At 30.7% G+C, this 22,776-nt stretch carries 15 protein-coding genes; 6 read left to right on the top strand and 9 right to left on the bottom strand.

Going from position 1 to position 22,776, the window contains the following annotated elements; genetic code table 11:
* The first annotated feature begins 59 nt into the window (after positions 1-59).
* Positions 60-4,448 carry a T9SS type A sorting domain-containing protein gene (locus ACJJVO_RS12610; RefSeq protein ID WP_405574717.1) on the top strand — a complete coding sequence of 1,463 codons (4,389 nt, stop codon included), beginning with the start codon at positions 60-62 and terminating at the stop codon, positions 4,446-4,448.
* A 364-nt stretch (positions 4,449-4,812) separates the two neighbouring features.
* Positions 4,813-8,100 carry a T9SS type A sorting domain-containing protein gene (locus ACJJVO_RS12605; protein ID WP_405574716.1) on the top strand — a complete coding sequence of 1,096 codons (3,288 nt, stop codon included), beginning with the start codon at positions 4,813-4,815 and terminating at the stop codon, positions 8,098-8,100.
* A gap of 59 nt (positions 8,101-8,159) precedes the next feature.
* Here the strand turns inward: ACJJVO_RS12605 and ACJJVO_RS12600 are convergent, their stop codons facing one another.
* Both ACJJVO_RS12600 and ACJJVO_RS12595 read right to left on the bottom strand, forming a co-directional pair.
* A complete protein-coding gene (locus ACJJVO_RS12600) occupies positions 8,160-9,179 on the bottom strand; it encodes a glycosyltransferase family 9 protein (RefSeq protein ID WP_405574714.1) in 1,020 nt (339 codons plus the stop codon).
* Between the two features lie 78 nt (positions 9,180-9,257).
* Complete coding sequence (locus ACJJVO_RS12595) at positions 9,258-9,866, bottom strand: DUF4254 domain-containing protein (protein ID WP_405574712.1); 609 nt, start codon at positions 9,864-9,866, stop codon at positions 9,258-9,260.
* A gap of 197 nt (positions 9,867-10,063) precedes the next feature.
* Here ACJJVO_RS12595 and upp point away from each other — a divergent pair, with 197 nt between their 5' ends.
* Positions 10,064-10,723, top strand: coding sequence for a uracil phosphoribosyltransferase (gene upp, locus ACJJVO_RS12590; RefSeq protein WP_405574710.1), 660 nt, complete (start codon positions 10,064-10,066; stop codon positions 10,721-10,723).
* Here the strand turns inward: upp and ACJJVO_RS12585 are convergent.
* Positions 10,712-11,629, bottom strand: a complete 918-nt coding sequence (locus ACJJVO_RS12585) for a DUF6427 family protein (RefSeq protein WP_405574708.1) — start codon at positions 11,627-11,629, stop codon at positions 10,712-10,714. The genes upp and ACJJVO_RS12585 overlap by 12 nt on opposite strands.
* Before the next feature lie 69 nt (positions 11,630-11,698).
* Here ACJJVO_RS12585 and ACJJVO_RS12580 point away from each other — a divergent pair, with 69 nt between their 5' ends.
* On the top strand, positions 11,699-11,926 hold the full coding sequence (locus ACJJVO_RS12580) for a DUF6341 family protein (RefSeq protein ID WP_282030230.1): 228 nt from the start codon (positions 11,699-11,701) through the stop codon (positions 11,924-11,926).
* Here ACJJVO_RS12580 and purD read toward each other — a convergent pair.
* The gene (gene purD / locus ACJJVO_RS12575; protein WP_405574705.1) at positions 11,921-13,192 is read right to left on the bottom strand and encodes a phosphoribosylamine--glycine ligase; all 1,272 of its coding nucleotides are present in this window, start codon (positions 13,190-13,192) and stop codon (positions 11,921-11,923) included. The genes ACJJVO_RS12580 and purD overlap by 6 nt on opposite strands.
* A gap of 275 nt (positions 13,193-13,467) precedes the next feature.
* Here purD and ACJJVO_RS12570 point away from each other — a divergent pair, with 275 nt between their 5' ends.
* Both ACJJVO_RS12570 and ACJJVO_RS12565 read left to right on the top strand, forming a co-directional pair.
* Positions 13,468-14,778 carry a phenylacetate--CoA ligase family protein gene (locus ACJJVO_RS12570; protein ID WP_405576945.1) on the top strand — a complete coding sequence of 437 codons (1,311 nt, stop codon included), beginning with the start codon at positions 13,468-13,470 and terminating at the stop codon, positions 14,776-14,778.
* Positions 14,779-14,785: 7 nt separating this feature from the next.
* On the top strand, positions 14,786-15,946 hold the full coding sequence (locus ACJJVO_RS12565) for a glycosyltransferase family 4 protein (RefSeq protein WP_405574702.1): 1,161 nt from the start codon (positions 14,786-14,788) through the stop codon (positions 15,944-15,946).
* Positions 15,947-15,951: 5 nt separating this feature from the next.
* Here the strand turns inward: ACJJVO_RS12565 and ACJJVO_RS12560 are convergent, their stop codons facing one another.
* From ACJJVO_RS12560 to ACJJVO_RS12540, 5 genes are all read right to left on the bottom strand, one after another.
* Positions 15,952-17,307, bottom strand: a complete 1,356-nt coding sequence (locus ACJJVO_RS12560) for an exopolysaccharide biosynthesis polyprenyl glycosylphosphotransferase (RefSeq protein ID WP_405574699.1) — start codon at positions 17,305-17,307, stop codon at positions 15,952-15,954.
* A gap of 339 nt (positions 17,308-17,646) precedes the next feature.
* A complete protein-coding gene (locus ACJJVO_RS12555) occupies positions 17,647-18,504 on the bottom strand; it encodes a hypothetical protein (protein WP_405574697.1) in 858 nt (285 codons plus the stop codon).
* Positions 18,505-18,799: 295 nt separating this feature from the next.
* A complete protein-coding gene (locus tag ACJJVO_RS12550; protein ID WP_405574696.1) occupies positions 18,800-19,900 on the bottom strand; it encodes a DUF1972 domain-containing protein in 1,101 nt (366 codons plus the stop codon).
* On the bottom strand, positions 19,875-21,626 hold the full coding sequence (locus ACJJVO_RS12545) for an O-antigen ligase family protein (RefSeq protein WP_405574694.1): 1,752 nt from the start codon (positions 21,624-21,626) through the stop codon (positions 19,875-19,877). The genes ACJJVO_RS12550 and ACJJVO_RS12545 overlap by 26 nt, the downstream gene beginning before the upstream one ends.
* Complete coding sequence (locus ACJJVO_RS12540; RefSeq protein WP_405574692.1) at positions 21,613-22,716, bottom strand: glycosyltransferase family 4 protein; 1,104 nt, start codon at positions 22,714-22,716, stop codon at positions 21,613-21,615. Before ACJJVO_RS12540 ends, ACJJVO_RS12545 begins: the two co-directional genes overlap by 14 nt.
* Between the last annotated feature and the right edge of the window lie 60 nt (positions 22,717-22,776).

Here is a 22,776-nt window from a genome sequence, read left to right as displayed (position 1 = left end):
AAATTATTAGATTCGCAATTTGAATTTTATGTTTTAAAAAATAAATAATTAACCTATTTATGATATCAAAATTACAAAACTGTATTACTTTTTTGTTTGTTTTTTTCACTATTAGCATCAGTGCCCAAAGGATTTTAATATCTGCTGAGGACAAAATCAATATATTTGATGGTTATGGTAATTCTTATAAAACATCAGACGTTATAATCGATATTAATAGAGGTAAATCTAATTCAAAAAGTAGTTTTGCAACCTGTTCTTCTGGTTATTTTACGCTTCACTTCACTGTTGGAAGTGGAATGGAATTAGAATTTGACCCTATTCATATACAGCGAAGATCTGTTGTTTGTCAAGTATTCAATGATTTATCGAATATGATAAATTCTCCGTTAACCACATCCGGAAACACAGTAAATATTTGGGTGAGAGATATTACAGAGGTCATAGGTTATAATAGTAATATGTTAGGTGTTGCATCAAGTTTTTATAGCCTTCCTACTTCTCCAAACATTATACAAGGGGGAATTGCAGATAATGAAATTTGGAAAACCATAAACTCAGGCGTTGATTCTTACACCAATGTGATATCTCCTTTATTAGCAAGTGATAGTTCAGCATCATTTTATCATGGAATGGTTGCTGTAAATTTTAAAGATATTACTAATTGGCATACAGATTTATCTACTAATGCACCTGTTTCATATCAAGATTTGTATACTCTTGTTTTGCATGAAGTAACCCATGCTTTAGGTTTTTCTAGTTTAATTGATCAAGATGGTATTTCCAAATTTGGTGCTGATTATAACTACTATAATCGTTACGACACCTTATTAAAGGACAGTAATGGTACACCATTAATAACAAGTTCTGGTTGCTCGTCTATGTACGATTATACTTTTACTGCTAATACAGATGTATTGCATCCTTCTTGTACCTCAAGTCCACCTGTTAATAATTCTGGAAATATTCTTGATAGCACTAATTGTAGTACTGCAATAACTTTTGGGTCAAACAACATTCCTGTTTATAATCCAGATTGTTACGAAAGTGGTAGTAGCTTAAGTCATTTCGAAGACCAATGTTATGTAGACACAAACACAGGCTCTCCTTATGGAAACAACTTGTATTTTGTAATGAGTAATGCTAATGGTTCTGGTGTAACAAAGCGAACTTTAACAGTAGAAGAAACCCAAGTTTTATGTGATATTGGCTATACCATGAATAATATTGCAGGTTCTACTTGCAGTGGTGTATCAGTATCTGGAGTTAACGATGGTTTTAACGGAAGTACATTTGCATTCACGGGAAATATTGGAGACCCAATAGACTTAAATACAGTTACAGGCGGTATTTTATTAAATGATATTAATACTACAGGTTTTGAATGTTTAGAGGACGTATACAACAATAGCAGTATAATACCTATTACTAGCGGAACAGCTATCACAACAGGAGTTACTTTTACAGGTAGTGTGCCTGGTCTTAATTTGTTAAGGTATGTCCCAACAAACGGAAGCGATAAAGGTAATATTACCTACATATACATATATTTAAACGTTGACAATAGTTGTGGAATTCCTACTGCATGTGATTTAGTCATTAATGGGGATTTTGAACAAAACTCAGGCTTCCCAGATGGATCGGGTCAAACCTATAAAATTTGTAACCTAGTTACGCCTAGTCTGTCTTCTCCTGAATTCTATCACGCCTCAAGTACAAGCATACATTATTCTGTTCCTAGTAATTCTTGGGGAAATGAACCAGATTTTATTCCCGGTAATAGTGGGTATGTTGGTATGTTTGCTAATACAAGCGTCGCTACCAATAGGATATATACAGAAACAATAAGACTACAATTAAAAGAGCCTTTAGCTCCTAATACAACTTATAATATTTCTTTTAATACTAGCCTTGCTGATAGAGTGGTAAATAATAACTGGGGATCTAAGAGACTAAAGTTTCAAGCCTATTTAACAACAAACCCTAATGACCATTTAGGCCAAGATACGCCAAGTACAGTTTTTGATTCACCCATTTTTTCTGAAACCAGTAACGGTTGGGATACCAATGTAATACAAATACAAACCGGTAATGTGGCTGGGCAAGATTATTTATTTATTGGCGCAATAAATAACGCAAGTGAATTAGATGTAGGGTGTAATAATAGTGTAAACAATTGCCGTCTTCTTTATTATTATGTTGATAATGTAAGTTTAAAACGTGTAGACACTAATAGTTTTAACCTACCCGAAGACATTTGTTTTAATAATACTTTAGATGATTTAAGTCTTTATTTAACTCCTGCCAATCCTGGAGGACAGTTTACAGGTAATGGCGTAGCTGCAGGTGCTTTTGATTCGTCAATTGCAGGTCTTGGCACACATACTATTACTTATACTTATATAAATAATTTAGGTTGTGAAATAATTCTTAATGATACCATAGAAGTGATTAATACGCCTCCAACGGATGCAACATTTGTGGTACCTAATTCAGACTGTTTAACATTAACTTTTCAGGCTAATGATATCTACGCTAACCACGCGTGGGATTTTAATAACGATGGCATACCTGAGGTTTCTGGTTCTGGTAGTGATGTTGCAAACACTAATCCAAGCTATACATTTTCAGGATTAGGAAGTTATCCTATAACACATATTGTAACTAACGATTGTGGTAGTTTAAGCTATCAAGAAAATATAGATGTTACATGTGGTTGCATTGGCAGCACGACTTGGAATGGTACTGCGTGGAGTAATGATAATCCCGATATAAATAAAGAAGTAATAATTGATGGAAACTATGACACTTTAATTAACGGAAGTTTTAGTGCTTGTGCATTAATCGTAAATGCAGGTGCGACACTTTTAATACAAAATGCAACCTATGTAGAAGTACAAAAGGAGAGCACTGTAAGTGGCGATTTACAGGTAGAAACCCATGGAGCATTTGTTCAGAATTTAGACTTAATAAATGCATTTACTGTTAATTCTGGAGGTAGTGCTATTGTAAATAAACAAACTACATTGATTTCTAATTGGTACGAATATACCTATTGGAGTTCTCCAATAGTTAATGAAACCGTAGGTGATGCCTTAGATATTGCTCCTGCAAATAGACGATTTTGGTTTAATGCACAAAATTATTTGGATCAATATTTGGATAGTTCGGGTAATACTGTTCTTGGTAGTGATGATATTGATGATAATGGTAATGATTGGCAAATAGCAACAGCAGGATCGATAATGACACCAGGAGTAGGGTATGCAGCAACAGCTGCTCCTATTGGTTTATTTCCTGGTACTCATTCAGCGATTTTTGAAGGAGAATTTAATAATGGTATTATAGAAACACCTATTTACGTTAATGGTTTAACTACTGATAACGATTGGAACTTCATAGGGAATCCTTATCCTAGTGCTATTGATTTTGATGATCTATATGCATTAAACTCTGGTCTTATTGGTGGATCTGCGTATTTATGGTCTCATGCTAGTCCTCCAGATATCGTCAATGATGGTAATGAAGGTTTAAACTTTAATGCAAACGATTATGCCATTATTACGGTTGGAAGTGGAAATATTGCTGGTAACGGTACTTTAACAGATAATAATATTCCTAACAGTGACAACACAATTCCTTCTGGTCAAGGATTTTTTGTAAAAGGATTATCTAACGGAATATTAACGTTTAATAATAGTATGCGTAAAGCCGATTTAATAAGTAATAATCAGTTTTTTAGAAGCTCTAATGAAACAACAAATACCAATAGATTATGGTTAAACCTAACTACTGAAAGCGGTATTTTCAACCAAATACTTATCGCTTATGTTGATGGTGCTACTAGCGGTTTTGACGGTTTTTCTTTTGATGCCACTCGAAGTCTGTATGGTGGGAACACCTCAATTTTATTTACTAAAATTGAAAATGACACCAGAAGATTTGCGATTCAAGGAAAAAACCCAAGTAATTTAAATCTTAATGAAGTTATACCGTTTTCATATTATTCTGGTTTAGATGATACTACCGTTTATACTATTTCTATTCCGCAGTTAGAAGGGGATTTTTTAACAAATAACACCATCTATATACGTGATAAATTATTAAATATTGTCCATAATTTAAGCGCTGAACATTACAGTTTTTATTCTGAAATGGGAGAATTTAATGAGCGGTTTGAGATTGTTTTCAATCAAGAAAATTTATCGATTAAGGACCATGAAATTGCAGCTATTGAAGTGTTTCCAAATCCAACAACAAGTATTATTCATGTAAAGTCTGAAACAACTATAATATCATTGCAATTGTTTAATAATCTTGGACAGTTAATTTTATCTAAACCTGAGGCTAACTATTTAGATCTTTCTAGAATTAGTGAAGGTATTTACTTTTTAAAAGCCATAGACTTATATGGAAATACTAAAAGTGTGCCTGTTATAAAGAAATAGATATCAAACAATTATAAAACCTTGCTTAATCATTTAAGTTAGTATAAAAAAGACTTTACACCTTTAAATAAAAAGCTCAATTTCAATAAAAAAAACGTCAATATGCTCAACTAAAATCATAACCATAACTAAAATTTGAATAGTATTTATACTAATTATTTACTCCAAACACATAATTAGAATGTTTTAATATCTGTCACAAAAAAGCTTTTTAACTGATTTATAAAGCTTTTTAACTGATTTTTTGTTTTTTCGTCCGATTTTTTTTCGCATATTTGTCTCCCCTCAACAACCTAAATCAAGATCGCTATATTAAATTAGTGTTTCTTGGTAAAGCTGAATATAAAATATAATTACCCTACTTATGAAATTTAAAACTGCACGCACATTAAAGTGTCTTAGTTTAGTACAGTTCTTCGTTTTAACTGTCTTATTTTTTTATACAGACAAAGTAATTGCCCAAACTGTGACTAATGTGTTTCCTACACGAGTTACTACTAGTAGTAAAATAACAATTATCGGTACTGGGTTTACAACTGCAAACATTAATAATATTTATATCGTTGGAATAAATATTGGAAGTAGAACTTTAGTTAGTTCTACAGAAGTTACTTGTATAGTCACTAGGAACAATACAGGTATTTCAGGTGATAATAATGGTACACTTACTATGAGTGGTGCAACAATTGATTCTGGTGTTGATACAAGTTTTGAGTATGTGGGACCGTCAAGTAAATCTGTCACTAATAGCAGTACATATAGAGTTTTAGAAGTTTATACAAATTGGGATCAAAACAATGATGGTATTGGTTTCTGGAAATCTTCTGATTTTAATTCAGGAGATACTTCTACTTGGCCAAATGATAGTCATGAACTTTTAGGGTTCAAAATGAATTATGGAAGCAATGACATTATTTTCTCTACAGGAGTTAACGACGCCTTATTAGAAACAGAATTAGCAAGTTTAGGTGTAGATGTTTCTGCTACTAGTACAGAATATGTTAGTCAAGACTTCAAAGCCTATTCTACCAATGGAGTTAGCGGAAAACCTAATTCAAACAACTATATGGGTTTTGCAGATAAAATTGATGGCTCTACAGGCTCTATTGTTTTAAATAATGCTGTGCGTAAAACCGTATATGATGTCATTATTGATGGAGATAAAGGTCTAGATCTAGGTACAGGAATTGCCAATTTTAATAGCCAAGCAGATATAAGATTTTATAGTGGTAATGGAGATATTGGTGCAGTTAATGATGGTACTCCAGACTTGTTAATCACGCAAATAGCGCAACCAGGAGGTAGTGATGTTTATTATTACGCAGACGTTGATGGTAATGTAGTAGGAAGACCAATTAAACTTGCATTTGTTAATAATAACAATAATAGATTATATCAGTGGAAAGTAGATTTTTATAGATTAGATTACTCTTCTGGTTCAACATTTGAAACTGCCATACCAACAACAGCATCTTTTGGTAATGGACAAACTAGGGGTTTTAGAATGGCTGCCTTTAATTTAGAAGATTTTGGCATTGATGGATCTAGTAGCGGAGATATTGAAGATATTGATAATATTAATATGGGAGCTGGTGGATCTTCAGACATGGCTTTTATAGCCTATAATAAGGCTGCTTTTGATATTAAATCACCAATAATTAATGAATCTCCAATTTCTAGGTTTGTTTGTAGGCTGCCAACCATTTCTAGCCTTGTTTTTAATGTAGATGGATACGTAGAAGCTCCTACTAGTGACACAAAAGAAACCATTCATTACAAATGGTTTAAAAACAATATAGATTTACTTAACGATGACTCTAATACACTTACCGTAGAAGCTGGCTTAACTGAAGCTGATTTAGTAGATGTAAGCTACAGAGTAAGAGTTGAAAATGGCTATGGTGCCTTAGATATACCTTTTACAATTAATAAAGGTGGCACACCAAGTTATTGGGATGGTTCAAATTGGGTATTACCAACTATCTATAATGACATCATAATCAATGATGAAGATAGACATTTAATTTTTTCGGATGATTATAATGAAACTATAGATTTAGTAGGCTGTGACTGTGTAGTCCCAGCAGGTAAAAGTGTTATTATTCCTTCAGAATCAACATTAACACTTTACAATGAAATCACAGTTGAACCTGCCATACCAGCAGGATTTGACGGAGATGGAAATGCTACAAATGCTTTACCAGCAGGTTCCTTTATTTTAGAAAATAACGCTAGTTTGGTTCAGATTAATGATGTTATAAATAGTGGTGAAATTAAAGTAGAACGAACCGTTAATAATTTACATGCGTATGATTATGTGTATTGGTCATCACCAGTACTAAATTTTAATATTTCTAATATTCCTGGTGACTTAAAATATGAATGGCACACAAACGACACCAATGCTAATGGAACCCTTGGAAATTGGGCAACGGCAAGTGGTACAATGCCAATAGGCAGAGGGTTTATTGCAAGAGCACCTTCTGCAACCTCGTTTACAACAACATTTTCTGGCTTACCAAACAATGGAAATATACCATGGACTGTGTACAAAACAAATAGTGGAACTCAAGATGCTAACGATAAACATTGGAATTTAACCGGAAACCCATATCCTTCAGCTTTAAATGCTAATAAATTTTTAGCAGATAATACTACAATTGAAGGTAGCGTATATGTGTGGATGCATAATGTAGAAGTATCAGTTGTTGAGAACCAACCATTTTATGAAAATTTTGCTGTAAATTATGGTAACCAATATGTAACCTGGAACCATCTTGGAGGTTCAGATCCATCAGATGACTTTGATGGGAATATTGCATCAGGGCAAGCCTTCTTTGTGCAAGTTTTAGAAGGTTCTGCAGGTACATCATCTACGATTAATTTTACCAATGATATGCGTTATGATATTAACGAAAACAGCTTTAATAATTCACAGTTTTATAGAAGTTCTAATGAAGAAGAACAATCTATAGAATCCGAAAAGCAGTTAGTATGGTTAAGCTTAGCTAATGAAAACAATACCGCCTCAAGTACTTTAATAGGTTATGCAGATGGTGCCACTGAAGGAAAAGACAGACTTTTTGATGCCTATACTAATAATACAGGTCTCAATTTATATTCTTTAACCTCTCTAAATGAAAAATTAGCGATACAAGGGCTCCCTTTACCATTTATAGAAACAAATACAGTACCATTGGGTTATAATTTAACCGAAAATGGAATTTATAAAATTGCAATTGGTAATGTAAAAGGAAGCTTGTTTGTAGATCAAGGCCAAAGTATTTATATAGAAGACACCTACTCTGGAGTGATTCATAACTTAAGAGCATCACCATATACGTTTTTAGGGGAAGAAGGGGTCTCAAATGACCGATTTGTATTAAGATATACATCTTCATCGCTTTCTACTAGTGACATTAACAACTCTAACACTTTTGCTTATATAAAAGATGGTATGTTAAATGTAAAATCTGAATCTAATATAAAGGCTATTACAGTTTATGATTTAAATGGAAAAGAAGTTGTCTTTTATAAATCTAAAGGTCAAATTCGTAATATCAACCAAAGCTTTCAATTCTCTAAAGGATTATATCTTGTTTCTATAACTTTAGAAGGTAATATTCTTGTAACAAAGAAGATTATAAATTAACTAATTAAGATGATTTAAAATCTTCGTTTACTGTTATGGTTATGTCTTTATAGTTAGGTCTAAATAGTCGCTCTAATTTTTGAAACGATGTTCTCAACAGAAATACTACCTGCTGCATTTTCATAACCTTTGGGAAATTTATTCCCATATATCGAAGTAGGAATTAATGGGTATTGTTCTCTATTTGCTGTCAAAGCAAAATCATTAGGCTGATTGAAAGGAGCAAAACCAGCAAAAGGGTGAGTTACTCCCCAAATAGTAATCACTTTTTTACCTAACATGGCTGCAATATGTGCGTTGCCAGAATCCATAGATAACATGAGATCTAAATTTGAAATGAGTATTAATTCCTCTTCTAAATTTAATTTACCTGCTACGGATTTTGTATTGTTAAATTCGGTTTCAAGCTGATTTAAAACTTCTATTTCTTTAGCTCCTCCTCCAAATAAAATAACATTGTAGTTTTTTGAAATCTCAGAAATTACAGCTTTCATCTGTACTATTGGGTACATCTTACTGTGGTGCGCTGCAAAAGGAGCAATACCTATAGTTTTATAGTCTTTATTAGAAATAAACGTGTTTAAATTCTCAGATAATAGTTTTGATTGTAAAAATGTAGGCTGCGATAAATCTACAGCATAGCCTAGAGCTTCAAACACCTCAGCGTAGCGTTGGTGTGTGGTTTTTAATTGCTGAAAAGTTTGTCCGGATGTTAATGCTTTTTTTTCAGCTCTACCCTTATCTAATTGCACTACTTTTTTTCCGAAGAAAAATAATTTCAAGATTTTACTACGCAATACATTGTGTAAATCTGCAACCGCATCAAACTGAAGTTTTTTTAATTCTTTAGAGAGTTTATAAAGCCCTAAAACCCCTTTATGATGACCTTTAAAATCCGCTTCATAGACCGTTACATTTTCTAAATCTTGAAAAAATGGTTTAAAAAACCCTCTTGTAACCACTGTGATTTTCAACTCTGGATATTGCGAAATAAGGGCTCGTAACACAGGCACTGTCATTGCAACATCTCCCATTGCAGAAAACCTAAGTACCAGTATGTGTTTTGGTTTATTAGACATATTTTAGATCTGTCATAAATAGCGAAATCGAAACATCTCAAACAGAGATTCTTCTATTCGGTTTAAAATGACAAAAGATTATTTCTGTCCTCTTAAAACAGGATTAAGTTCATCGTCATTATACATTTTCATTTGCTTATAAACTTTCATGTACTTATCTCCATTTGAGATATCGTTAAGCATATCATCAATGGCTGTACTTAAGTCTACACGTTGCTCTAACAATACATTTAATTTTGTTTGGCAAGCCGCTTTATGCGCATCACTAGCATCTTCTCTTACAGTTTCAAGATGCATATGATAGATTTTTAATGCTAAAATTGATAAACGATCTATGGCCCAAGCAGGACTTTCAGAATTAATCTTCGCATCAGGTTTTACAGATACATCTTTATATTTATCAAGAAAATAGCTGTCAATATATTCAACAGTATCTGTTCTATCTTGATTAGATGCATCTATCATACGTTTTAACTTTAAAGCCGCAACAGGATCAATGTTTGGATCTCTAATAATATCTTCGTAAGCCCATTGAACAGTATCAATCCAAGACTTTCTGTATAATAAATGTGCTATAAGATCGTCGTTTTTGTCATACTTATTTGTAAAAGGTTGATCAACTGTATTTAAAACTTTATAAGTTTTAATAACGTCCTGAAAAATTGCGTTTGCTTTTTGTGAAAACATAATGAAATTGTTTTATTATTTACAAAAATACATGAATTTATTAAGTTGTAAATTCTTTCAGCAACTTAATAATGTTATAGACTGAAGTAGTGGTTCTTTTAGTGAAATTTATTTACCATCTTAATTTTTAAGAACAAATATTAAATAGAAATAGAGCAGGAATTATTAACTTTAACAACTGAACCAATTTTCATTATATGCAAATTCATAATCTTTCTGAAACACCATCAATTCTTAACACTTTTATGTCTGAATTACGAGACAAAACCGTTCAAAAAGACAGTATGCGTTTTCGTAGAAATATTGAACGTATAGGCGAAATTATTGGTTATGAATTAAGTAAATCACTTCAGTATAAATCGCAAACCATTGAAACACCTTTAGGTAATTCTGAAACTGTTTTACACCATAGTGATATAGTTTTATGTTCTATATTAAGAGCTGGAGTTCCGTTACATAACGGTTTATTAAATTATTTTGACGCTGCAGAAAATGCTTTCATCTCAGCTTATAGACAACACCAACATAATCCTGAAAGTTTTGAAATTATTGTAGAATACTTAGCTTGCCCAAACCTGGATGGCAAAACCTTAATTTTAGCAGACCCAATGTTGGCCACAGGACAATCAATGGTTGCTACTTTTGAAGCTTTAAAACCATTTGGCACACCTAAAGAAATTCATTTAGTAAGTGTTATTGGCGCGCAACAAGGCGTAGATTATGTCTCTAAGGCATTTAGAGCAGATACTAAGCTATGGATTGCCACTATAGATGAAAAACTTAATGATAAGGGCTATATTATTCCAGGTTTAGGAGATGCTGGTGATTTAGCATTTGGTAATAAGTTACAGCAATAAACTAATAATGGGTGTTAATACTAATAGTGCTATAAACACTTCTTTAAATCGACGTTCTGAGATCACTTCGATATAGTTTGCCATAATTATTGAAAATGGCACGAATAAAAATAAATATTCACTTCCGTTTTTTACAGGAGATATAATTGCAACTAAAATGGCAATAACTGAAGCCCAAGCGATAATAAAATATGAGGGTTTTAATTTTTTGTTCTTATCTGGTATTATTCTAAAATAATAGATAAATGACCAAACAAATGAACTAAACAACACCGTGAATTTAAGAATACTCTCTTTACTATTATAGGCTGTAAAATCTAAACTGGCGTAACGTTCAAAATCTGAAGGTCTAAAATAGACATCATACACTATAATATTAAACATTACAAGTAAAACCACTGCTGTAGCAACACCTATAAATGGAATGATTATGTTTTTAAAATCGTTTTGTGAATAGTAAATTAACGCTACAATAACTAAGGCAAAAAACAAAATTGACCAAAAGAAGAATAATGATGCTATTGCCACCCAAAATGCTGCATCAAACAATTTTTTTTTAATATTTAACTTAGAGTGAAGACTAATTAATCTCCTTAACGCAAAGAGTATAAATAGCGTTGATAATAATAAATCCAAATGGGTCATTGCCTCTGGAAACATGCCAAAAAGCAAACCAAAAGTCATTATAGCATAACTGTTTCTTTGGGTTAGGTTATTTTTTGAAACTATAAAATCTAGCAAAAAGATTAAAAACAAAGTGATTACGCCATTTAACAGCGTATAAAAACCTGTATTTAGAGTTGAAAAAAGCAATGAATAATTAGTAATTACAAAAAGTAAAGCGACATAAACAGCAACAATTATGAAGTTTATAGGCTTAGATTTACTAAAAATGCTTGTAATCATTAACAGTTTTTGTATTTTTGCTTTTCAATCCCAATTCAACATTAGAATTGGTGTAAATTTATAAAAGTTATGAAAGATTTCTTTAACGGAATAGCTGATTTATTTGTAAATGTATTATTTGCACCTTTTGATGCGCTTAGAGCATTAGAGTTAGAAAACTGGTTTTCTGCTAATATTTTCTCATGGATTTTTATGGCTATTGGCTTCGTTGCAATGGTTTATTGGATGCTACAGCTTAAAAAATACAATGATAACGGAGAAGAAGATAAAAGTATTTCTTCTCATTCATTTTTATAGGTCGAAACCTATATCTTTACGATAATAGATCTTATCAAAATATAGCTTTTCTATACTTTGGTAAGATTTTTTTATGGCCTCATGGTAAGTACTTCCGTAAGATGTTATTGCCATTACACGTCCACCAGAAGTTACAACTTTTCCCTCTTTTTTAATTGCTCCTGCATGAAACACTAAAGAATCTGTGATGCTTTCTATACCTGTAATTTCTTTGCCTTTCTCATAAGCTTCTGGATAACCACCAGACACTGACATTACTGTAGTAGCTGCGCGCTCGTCTATTTCTATATTAACCTGAGATAAGGTTTGGTTTGCCATCGCTTCAAAAACGGTAACTAAATCCGTTTTTAACCTCGGCAATACCACTTCTGTTTCAGGATCTCCCATTCTCACATTGTATTCAATCACTTTAGGATCGTCTCCAACTTTTATTAAACCAATAAAAATAAACCCTACATAAGGTAAATTATCTTTCTTCAAACCTTCAACCGTAGGTTTTACAACTTGGTTTTCTATTTTATCTAAAAATTCTTTTGTTGCAAATGGTACAGGAGAAACTGCTCCCATTCCACCAGTATTTAATCCTGTATCACCTTCTCCAATTCGTTTATAATCCTTAGCGGTTGGCAAAATTTTATAATCTTTACCATCGGTTAAAACAAAACAGCTCAATTCAATACCATCTAAAAACTCTTCAATGACCACTTTAGTGCTTGCTTCACCAAATTTAGCATCTACAAGCATACTTTTTAATTCGTCTTTAGCCTCTTGTAAGTCATTTAGAATTAAAACTCCCTTTCCTGCAGCCAAACCATCCGCTTTTAAAACATAAGGGGAATTTAACGTTTCTAAAAACTTATAACCTTCTTCTACTGTTGCTTTTGTAAAGCTTTCGTAAGCAGCTGTTGGAATATTATGACGCATCATGAATTCTTTAGCAAACTCCTTACTCCCTTCTAATTCTGCCGCTGCCTGTTGAGGTCCAATAACCGCAACATGTTTTATAGCTTCGTCTTGTAAAAAGAAATCATGAATGCCTTGTACCAAAGGATCCTCTGGTCCAACGACTACTAAATCAATGTTGTGCTCTAAAACTGCTGCTTTAATAGCTTCAAAATCAGTAACACCAATATTTAAGTTTGTAGCAATAGCTTCAGTTCCGGAGTTTCCTGGAGCTACAAAAATTCCCTTACAACGGTCGCTTTGTGCTAATTTCCATGCAAATGTGTGTTCTCTTCCGCCAGAGCCAAGTATTAAAATAGTCATGTCATAAAATTTTTAAAAACTCATGTCAACTTTTCTTTTTTCCTTCAAATCATACAATTTGCACTCTAATTTTACCATTTTCAGCTTCCGTAACTTTTGGGTTATACAACCAAAAAATGATTTCATTAGAACACAAAAGCCATAATTTTTGGATTAAAATTAAAAGTCTAGATGAGTTCTCTGCAAAAATAATTGGTTTTAAGCTTAAAAAACAATTATTTTACCAAAGAACTTATCGAGTTCATAAATTCATAACCTTAAAGGCAAAATACACCTTGCAATTATTTGAATTTTCTTTAAAAGTAAATGGCTTTGACATTAACAAGGCTAAGGCTGCTTTGGCAGAAATTCAAAGTAAAAATGTCACCGAATTTGAGGCTTATCTACAAAATCAGAGACAAACTATAATTTCTTATCATTTAGAACATAATCCATTTTATAAATCTTTAGGAAGATCTATTGATATTAATGATTGGAATTCTGTACCAATAATGACCAAGTCTCATTTACAACAACCTTTAGAGCAACGATTAAGCAGTGGTTTTACGACTAAAAATGTCTATGTAAATAAAACGTCTGGTAGCTCTGGTGATCCTTTTATTTTTGCAAAAGATAAATGGTGCCATGCATTAACTTGGGCAGAAATTATGAATAGGTTTGGCTGGTATGGTATTGATTTTAATAGTTCTAAACAAGCACGTTTTTATGGGATTCCTTTAGATAAAAAAGGGTATTACAAAGAGCGTATAAAGGACTATTTTAGTAACCGATTTCGATTTTCGGTATTTGATTTGAGTGATGCAGCATTTGAAAACACATTAGCGAAATTTAAAACTACAAACTTTGATTACATTAATGGTTATACGAGCTCAATTGTGCAATTTGCCAAATATTTAAAGCGTAATAACATTATTTTAAAATCGGTTTGCACTAGTTTAAAAGCCTGTGTTGTCACTTCAGAAATGTTATTTGATGATGATAAATTATTGCTTGAAACCCAATTTGGATTGCCTGTTATTAACGAATATGGAGCTTCGGAATTAGATCTTATTGCATTTCAGAATATAAAAGATGAGTGGCAGCTTAATAGTGAAACACTTTACATAGAAATTTTAGATGAAAATGATGCCATTTTACCTTATGGCGAAGAAGGTCGTATTGTAATTACATCTTTATACAACAAAGCACATCCTTTTATAAGATACGACATTGGTGATATTGGTATTTTGTCTAAAAACAGCACGAGTAAGAACCCTATTCTTAAAAAATTGATAGGTAGAACCAACGATATTGTGGTGTTACCAAGTGGTAAAAAAGCAGCCGGACTAACATTTTATTACATTACAAAAAGTGTTATTGAAAACGATGGTAATGTCTCAGAATTTATTGTAGAACAATCTTTATTGGATACTTTTAAAATTAGTTATGTTAGTAAAATTGAGCTTTCTGAGGTAGAAAAAACACATATTGAGAAAGAAGTGATACGTTACCTCGAGCCTAACATAACTATTATCTTTAAGCGCGTCAATGAGCTTAAACGTTCTAAATCGGGAAAATTAAAACAATTCACATCACATTTAAAATAAAAAATTAGTGAAGCAATTAATGATTATAACAAGCTATTTTCCACCAGAAATTGGGGCAGCTTCAAATCGTATTTACCATTTAGCAGAGGGATTAAAAAACGACTATGACGTTAGTGTTGTAACTCCGCTTCCTAATTACCCAACAGGGAAAATTTTTAAAGATTATAAAGGGAAATTTAGCGCAACAACTATAGAAAATGGTATTAAAATAAACCGACTATGGATTTATGCTTCTGTTTCTAAGAATAAGTTTCTTCGCTTAATTGCCATGCTTTCCTATAGCTTCAGTTTGATTTGGTTTTTTATGTGGCATAAGATTCCGGATAAAGTTATTGTGCAATCTCCACCTCTTTTAGTATCCTTTACATGTATGCTCTTTTTGAGATCTAAAAAACGAAAATTAATCTTAAATGTGAGTGATTTATGGCCAAGTGCAGGATTAGAGTTGGGTGCTTTAAAAGAAGGTTTTGCTTACAATATGCTAAAAAAGCTTGAAGCCTTCAACTATAAAAAAGCAGATCTTATTTTAGGACAAAGTAATGAGATTCTATCACATGTAAAAACCATTACCACAACACCAGAACTGTTTCTTTACAGAAATTTCCCTGAAATTGAGCTACCTAAATTAATTGAAAAACCACTATCTAATGGTAAGATAAAAATGGTATATGCTGGTCTATTAGGTGTAGCACAAGGCATTTATAAACTTTGTAATGAAATTAATTATGAAACTATTGAATTTCATATTTATGGTTCTGGCGCAGAAGAGGAAGCTATAAAAAACCTAATAGCCTCTAAAAAAGATTTACCGCTTTATTTCCATGGCAGAGTAAATAGAGATGAACTACACAAAGTATTATTAAAATACGACCTCACCATTATACCATTGTTAAATAGAATTTATGGTTCTGTACCATCTAAAATATTTGAATATGCAAAATTAGGCCTTCCAATGCTTTATTTTGGAGGAGGTGAAGGTGAAGACATTATTGAGAAAAACAGCTTAGGATGGGTTGCAAATGAAGGTAATTACGATGATTTGAACAGCGTTTTAAAGTCCATACCTGCAGAGCGCTTAAATTTGGAATTAAAAACGGCCATTCAACAAACTGCTAGCCTTCAATTTAATTTCAAAAAACAATTATCAGCACTAAAAGAAGTTATCTAATTGCCTTAATAAGCTTTATCGTCGCCTTTTATAGCATTGATAAAGGTTTGTATGATAATTTTAATATCTAGAAGTAAGGACCAGTTTTCGATATAAAAAATATCTAATTTTACTCTACCAATAATATCTTTATCTGTTTCTACCTCTCCTCTAAAACCACTTGTTTGTGCCAAACCTGTAATACCTGGTTTTACAAAATGTCTTACCATAAATTTGTCAATTTTTTTGGCGTACATATTAGTATGGCTTACCATATGAGGTCTTGGTCCTACTACAGACATATCTCCAAAAAGCACATTAAAGAATTGCGGCAATTCGTCTATACTTGTTTTTCTAATAAACTTTCCTACTCTTGTTACGCGTTCGTCACCTCTAGTAGCTTGATATAAATGTGCGTCTTTATTTGGCATCATTGACCTAAATTTGTAGCAATCAAATTCTTTGTAGTTAAAACCATTTCTAGATTGTTTAAAAAAGACAGAACCTCTAGACTCCAACTTTATAAATATCGCAATTAAAGGTGTTAACCAAGATAAGACAAAGACTATAACCATAGCAGAAAACAGAATATCAAATCCTCGTTTTAAGAAGGTGTTTACAGAATCCTCCAAAGGAATATTTCTTAATGTTAAAACAGGTATATAATCATAATACTCATACCGCAGTTTTTTAGCGTAAATCTCTTTACTATCTGGAATAAATTTTAAGATCTTAAGATTATTATCTGCAAAATCCACAATATCTGCAATTTGAGCATTGCTCAACTCCGAAATTGAACAGTAAATTTCATCAATACCTTCAGTTAATATATATTCAAAACAATCATCTAAGGAGTATTCTTTATTTTTGAAATTAAATGTTTTTTTGTGCAGATACCCATATTCTGGGTTTTTATTAAAAAAATTATCTAAGGCTATTGTTTTTTTGTTTAAACCCAAAATGACAGTAGTTCTGTAATTACCACCAAACGACGTCCTGTACTTTTGTAATAAATAGTAAATCGCAAACTTAAAAATAGTAATGAGTAAAAAACACATCAATGCGTATTTTACAATAGGCCTTGGGTATATATCAAGTTCGTGATATAAACCAGAAAATGCGAATACTAATAATAGAAATAAGATAAATTGCTTTACTATAAGCGATAAAATATTGATTGGCCTGGTGTATCTATAAACTTCATAAAATTGCGAGTAAACAGATAATAAAACCCAACTAAAAGAAATAGCGGCAGAAAAAATAAAAGGATCTTTACCTTTTAGTAAATAAAGTACTGCTACTCCATTAATAATCGATAAATCAATTATATATGAAATAGGTCTTAAGTAACCCGAATATCTTCCTTGTTTAAATAAACTCAAACTAATTCACCGTTTTTATTATTAAGCATAATAAAATATAATACTTTGAAAATGATACAACTATAATGTTATTTAAAAAATTAAAATATACATATGTTAAGCATAAAACTCAGTAAACTTAATTAATCCATAAGTTCTATCTCTCAATTATATCAAATTAACAGTAATTATATGAATTTTAAATCAAAAATAACATGATTTATACTAGACACTTTTAACTATATTAGAAGACTTCATTTCAAAGCTCATCTAAAAGCAAATTTACAGTGTTTAATATTAAGTTCTGTATTACACTTAAACGCTCTTTGTAAAAGTTTTATGTAATTTTATTTAACGTTACTATTGTGCTGATTCTTTAATCTTTAAAGTGTCTTCATTTAGACATAATAGCGTTAATGTACATAATATTGAAGATAATGGTATATAAAATAAATTCCCTGAAAACATAGAAGTTGTAAGTGCTGTTACCAATAAAATAATGGCCAAATAATTATGCTTTATAATTTTATATAATTTGAATATATAATACCCATAGACCAATAACCCTATACTGCCAAAATAGATAAAAATATCAACGAGTTGCAATTCTAGCCTCACTGTTTCTAGATCTTTTGCACCAATAAAAAAATTAAAATTCTCACTGTTTATTGCTGAGAAAAGCAATTTTAAATTCTCTATTCGGAAAGAGAAAATTATCGTAAGTAGTCCATTTGTCTTAAATATTTCTTTAAAAGGTGATAAGTTTAATATCACTAAAGTGATAGATATAAACCCAATAAAAATGCCGATTAAAGCTTTAATTTTAAAAGCTTTACTGAGTCTATTATCAAATAAAACTATAAGTGTAAAAGCAATAAATTCTGCTAGATAAACACCTTTAACACCAGATAATAATGCGATTAATATTGTAATTACAAGCAATGTTTTATCTTTAAAATACCAAAACAATATACTAGCAGACATGTAAAAAAATGGAGCAAATCCTTGACTTATAAGCATGCCATTAAAACCAAATCTGTTGACTCTGTAGGTTTTAAAACTTTGTATATCAAATATTAAGCCTGCCAAAATGAGTATTGCATTTATAATTACAATATATTTTAATAACTTATAAAGTATTATAATCGTTTTAGAGTTGCTAAAGGACACCACGTAATATAAAACAGGAAATGAAATAAATAAAATGGCATACCTCATAAACTCCATTTTATAAAAATTATAGTTTTCGCCTTTCAGAAGAAAAACAAGAGATAGAATTAATAATGATATGAAGACAAATTTTATTTTTTTATAAAAAAACTTGAAGTGAAAAAGGCATACTCCCAAGGCATATATGGAAAATACAACTTTAAGAATTCTATTAAATTTAATAAAATGAAGATTGTTATAGATATCTAACTTATCAATAAAATCGAAAATAAAACTAAGCGCTAAAAATAAAAATAGCACAGCACTATGATTAAAAGTTATCTTAGGCTTATGTAATCTCATTTTAGTTTTTATTGTCTTTTAATTTATTAAGAATAAATTCTTCGTATTTAGAATTGATTGTTTTCCAATTATAAAAACTATTAATTTTTTCAATATTCGCTTCTGAAAAAGATTGCTTTAAATGAAATGATTCATCTTCATTCAAAAGTTTTTCAATATCAGCTGAATTATCAAAATATAACGCGTCTTTTTCTAATATACTCTTATTAAAAATATTATTATTGGCAATAATTAATGCATTAGAAGCCATTGCTTCTAATAAAGATGGATTGGTACCACCAACAGAATGTCCATGAAAATAATACCTAGAATAATACCTTAGATTATTTAATTCTTCTTGATTATAATTGGCACCTGCAAAGATAATTCTTGGATCTGATCCGTATTTAGCTTCTAGGCTTTTTCCGTAAGTATTTAAACCTCCAAAAATGATTAAAGGATATACCGATTTAGACATTACATAGCCTTTTATAATCGTTTCTATATTGTTTTCTGGCTCAAGCCTAGCCAAAATCATACAATACTGATACTCTTTAAAATTATACCTTTCTAAAACCGTGTTCTTAGGATTAACAAAAACGGTTGCTCCATATGCAATTAACTCAGAAGGTTTATTATATGTTTTTAATATATAATCTCTAATACCTACAGAATCTGCAATAAGATAATCACTGCTTTTAACCGCCAACCCTTCTGCATACTTTAGAAATTTTCTAACTTTTTTAGAATACTTAGAGCGCTTCCACTCCATACCATCCATATTGGTAATAATAACGGGTTCTTTTGGTAAAAGCTTATACCAAATAGAATTTGAGGTATAACCTAATTGTAATAGGATATCAAAGTTTCGTTTTCTAGAGTCTCTAATACAGTTTAAATCATAAATGAATTGTCCCACAGTTCCTATTTTAAACTCAGGATCGAATGCATGAATAATATTTACTCCTTTGTATTTAGTATCTTGGTAAGGATGGTCATGGGAATTATAAACGTAAACCTCATGATTATTTTCTTTAAGATATACGGCAAAGTGTTCTGCAAATTGCTCAAATCCTCCGTGATTATTTGGTATTCCTCTAGTTCCTAATATTCCTATTTTCATGCAACTGACTACTATTTATTAAAATAAGTATTACGGTTGTGAAAAAATAAATGCCGTTTACTCTGCCAAATATTGATTCTGAAAACATAACCGCTATCATAAAAAGAGAAAACTGAATCAATAATTTGTCTTTATTTCTTAAACCGAGTGCAAAGCTATAGAAAGGAATTGCAATTAAAACAAAAAATCCTAAAAATCCGGTTCTCCAGAATGTATCTACGTATTGATTGTGCGGATTAAAACCAACATGGCTTTTAAGTCCTAAATTGCTCAACCTCTTACTTAAAGTCTTATTAGTTTCTTTTGTTACTCCTTTTCCAATAAAAAAGTCTTTCGTATTCATTGTAGCTAATGCCTCTCTCCACAACAGTAAACGTAAAGTTAAACCATTAATACGAGCATCATTTGGGTTATTAATATGTTTTTCACTTAGAATTGTTAAATCTTCTATTTTTAAAATCTCATCGAATCTCTTTTTTAAAGGAGAAAACAATAACACTACAATTATTAAAGGAAAAATTACAATGAGAAGTTTTTTATTTTTTATGAGATTGATTAAAACAACGATTAACGAAAATAAAAATACCATTTTAGAACCACTGAAAATCAAAAAAATAAATAAAATAAGTTCTAAAATATACTTAAGCTTATTTTTATAAGCTAAATCAATATAACAAATAGAGAAAAATAAAAGATAAGAAAAATAGACAGGGTGTAAGTATTTTGTAAAATCAGAAAACGATACAAAAACCATATTGCCATTTACGAAAACCTCAAAAATAGAAGTGACCAATAAACCTGTTCCGATAGCTATGGCAGATACAGGAAATAAAACCAAATATTTTCTGTTTGCAATAGTTGGTAAAATAATAGATAATATTAAAAATGGTAAAAAGCGTTCAATGGTTCTCAAGCTTGTATAGCCCTCCTTAGATATAAACAAATTATTAATAAGGTAAATAACAAAGAATAATATAAATAGAAGGTTAACTTTATTTTGTGTGATGTTTTTAAAACTAATTCGCCTTATATTCAAAACAACACCCAGAATTAATGCTATATTATATATTGGAGCAGGCAAGAACTCACTAAGTATTAAAATGGCCAATGAGACCTCTTTAACACCAACTGTTCTTAGATTTATTTTACTAAAATTAGTATTGTAAACTAAATACGTTAAAAAAAGAATAACGATAAAAATGGGTATCAAAAATTGATATATATATTTAAAATTAGATGGATATAAAAATTGCTTGGGAGTGTCTAAAAAACCATTTACTTGTGAGACTTCAAATTTTAATTTTCCTTCTTTTGTTGTCCATTTAAGCCCATGAGATTCAAACTCTTGATTTAAGTCTATTGTATGATTTTTTGTAACACTTAATAAATCTATACTCGTAATTTCTATTTTTTCCCCAGCATACTCAAAATAACATCTAAAGGATTTTAATTTTAGACTATCATCTAATTTAACAGAAAGAACAGAATCATTTACAGGTTTTAGCTTGTATGGTCTTTGGTAGTTAAAATTATTTTCAGTTTGCCCTTCAGCATATATTGTAAAACCTTCGTAACGTATGTTACTATTGTTATGTGTAATTTGTATATCTGTAAAGGAATTTTCTTCAATATATTTATATTTTCCAAAACAAAATATTGTAATTAAAGTGAAAATAGCAACAGCTATAGTCAAAAAAGAATAAAATAGTTTCTTATTTACTCTCATTATTATGTTTTTCTAAAAGATTATAATAATCTTGAGCAATTTTCATCCAATTATACCTTGCTAATATTTTACTATAAACATCTAGCTGAATATTTTCGGTAAAAAGCTGAAACATTATTTTTTGTTTTAATTCTTCTATGTTATTTGGATCAAAAACTAAAGAATCTGGTAATGCAAAATCTGCCATAGCCGTACTTTTTGAGCATAAAATCTTGCACTTTCTTGCTATGGCTTCTAACGGAGGAATACCGAAACCCTCTGCAAAAGACGGAAAAACAAAGAGTTCAGTGTTTTTATAGTAGGCTTCAAGGCTCTTGTTAGAAATAGAATGAAGCCACATTACACTATCATTAATTACAGCCGCTTTATTTATTAAGTACTGTTCTAATTCTGGGTAAGGAATATCTTTGTTACCAATAAATACAAGTTTATAACCTTGCTTTGCTAGATCTAATTCAACAAATGATTTTAATAATATTAAATGATTTTTGCGAGGCTCTACTCTTGATACGTATAGTATATATTTATCTGGCAATTGCAAATCAACTTTATCAAATTCATTTTCATGTTCAAGATCCACAACAGCGTTTGGTGTTATGTAAATTGTATTTATATCAATATTATAAAGTTTAGCAATTTTTGCTCTTGAATATTCAGAAACAGTTAACAGTAAATCTGCCTTTTTTGCAGACATTTTAAATAGTGTACCGTTAATAACTCTATATTTATAAGGGAAAAAAGCCTTGAATTCTTTTTGCTCAAAAAGAATATCGTGAGTAGTTATAATAAATTTACATTTCTTTATTGGAGGACAAATATATTGGAAATGAGCATAATCTATTTTATTCTGTTTTATAATAAGAGGCAAGCCAATTAACAATCGGTAAAATTTGTTTTTGCTTTTTAAAGGTATATATGTTATGTTTTTATGAAGACCAAATTCTTTTTTTAAGTTCTCAATATCATAAGCTACTAAAAAAAAATTCCAATCTTTAGCAACAGCTATCAATTCTGAATAAAGTCCCTTAATATATGTTCTTGTGCCTTGATATTTATCATCAAAAACATGAGCATCAATAAGTATATTCATGTTTTACGGTATAGTGTTTAGCGTTTCTTTTTTTATTAGATTAACTTCATAATAAATCAT

Source organism: Winogradskyella sp. Asnod2-B02-A (genome assembly GCF_045063645.1).
In the GTDB taxonomy this organism is placed as follows: Bacteria; Bacteroidota; Bacteroidia; order Flavobacteriales; family Flavobacteriaceae; genus Winogradskyella.
Note: the sequence above shows the minus strand (reverse complement) of the source record. Positions and strands in the feature narration are given on the sequence as shown.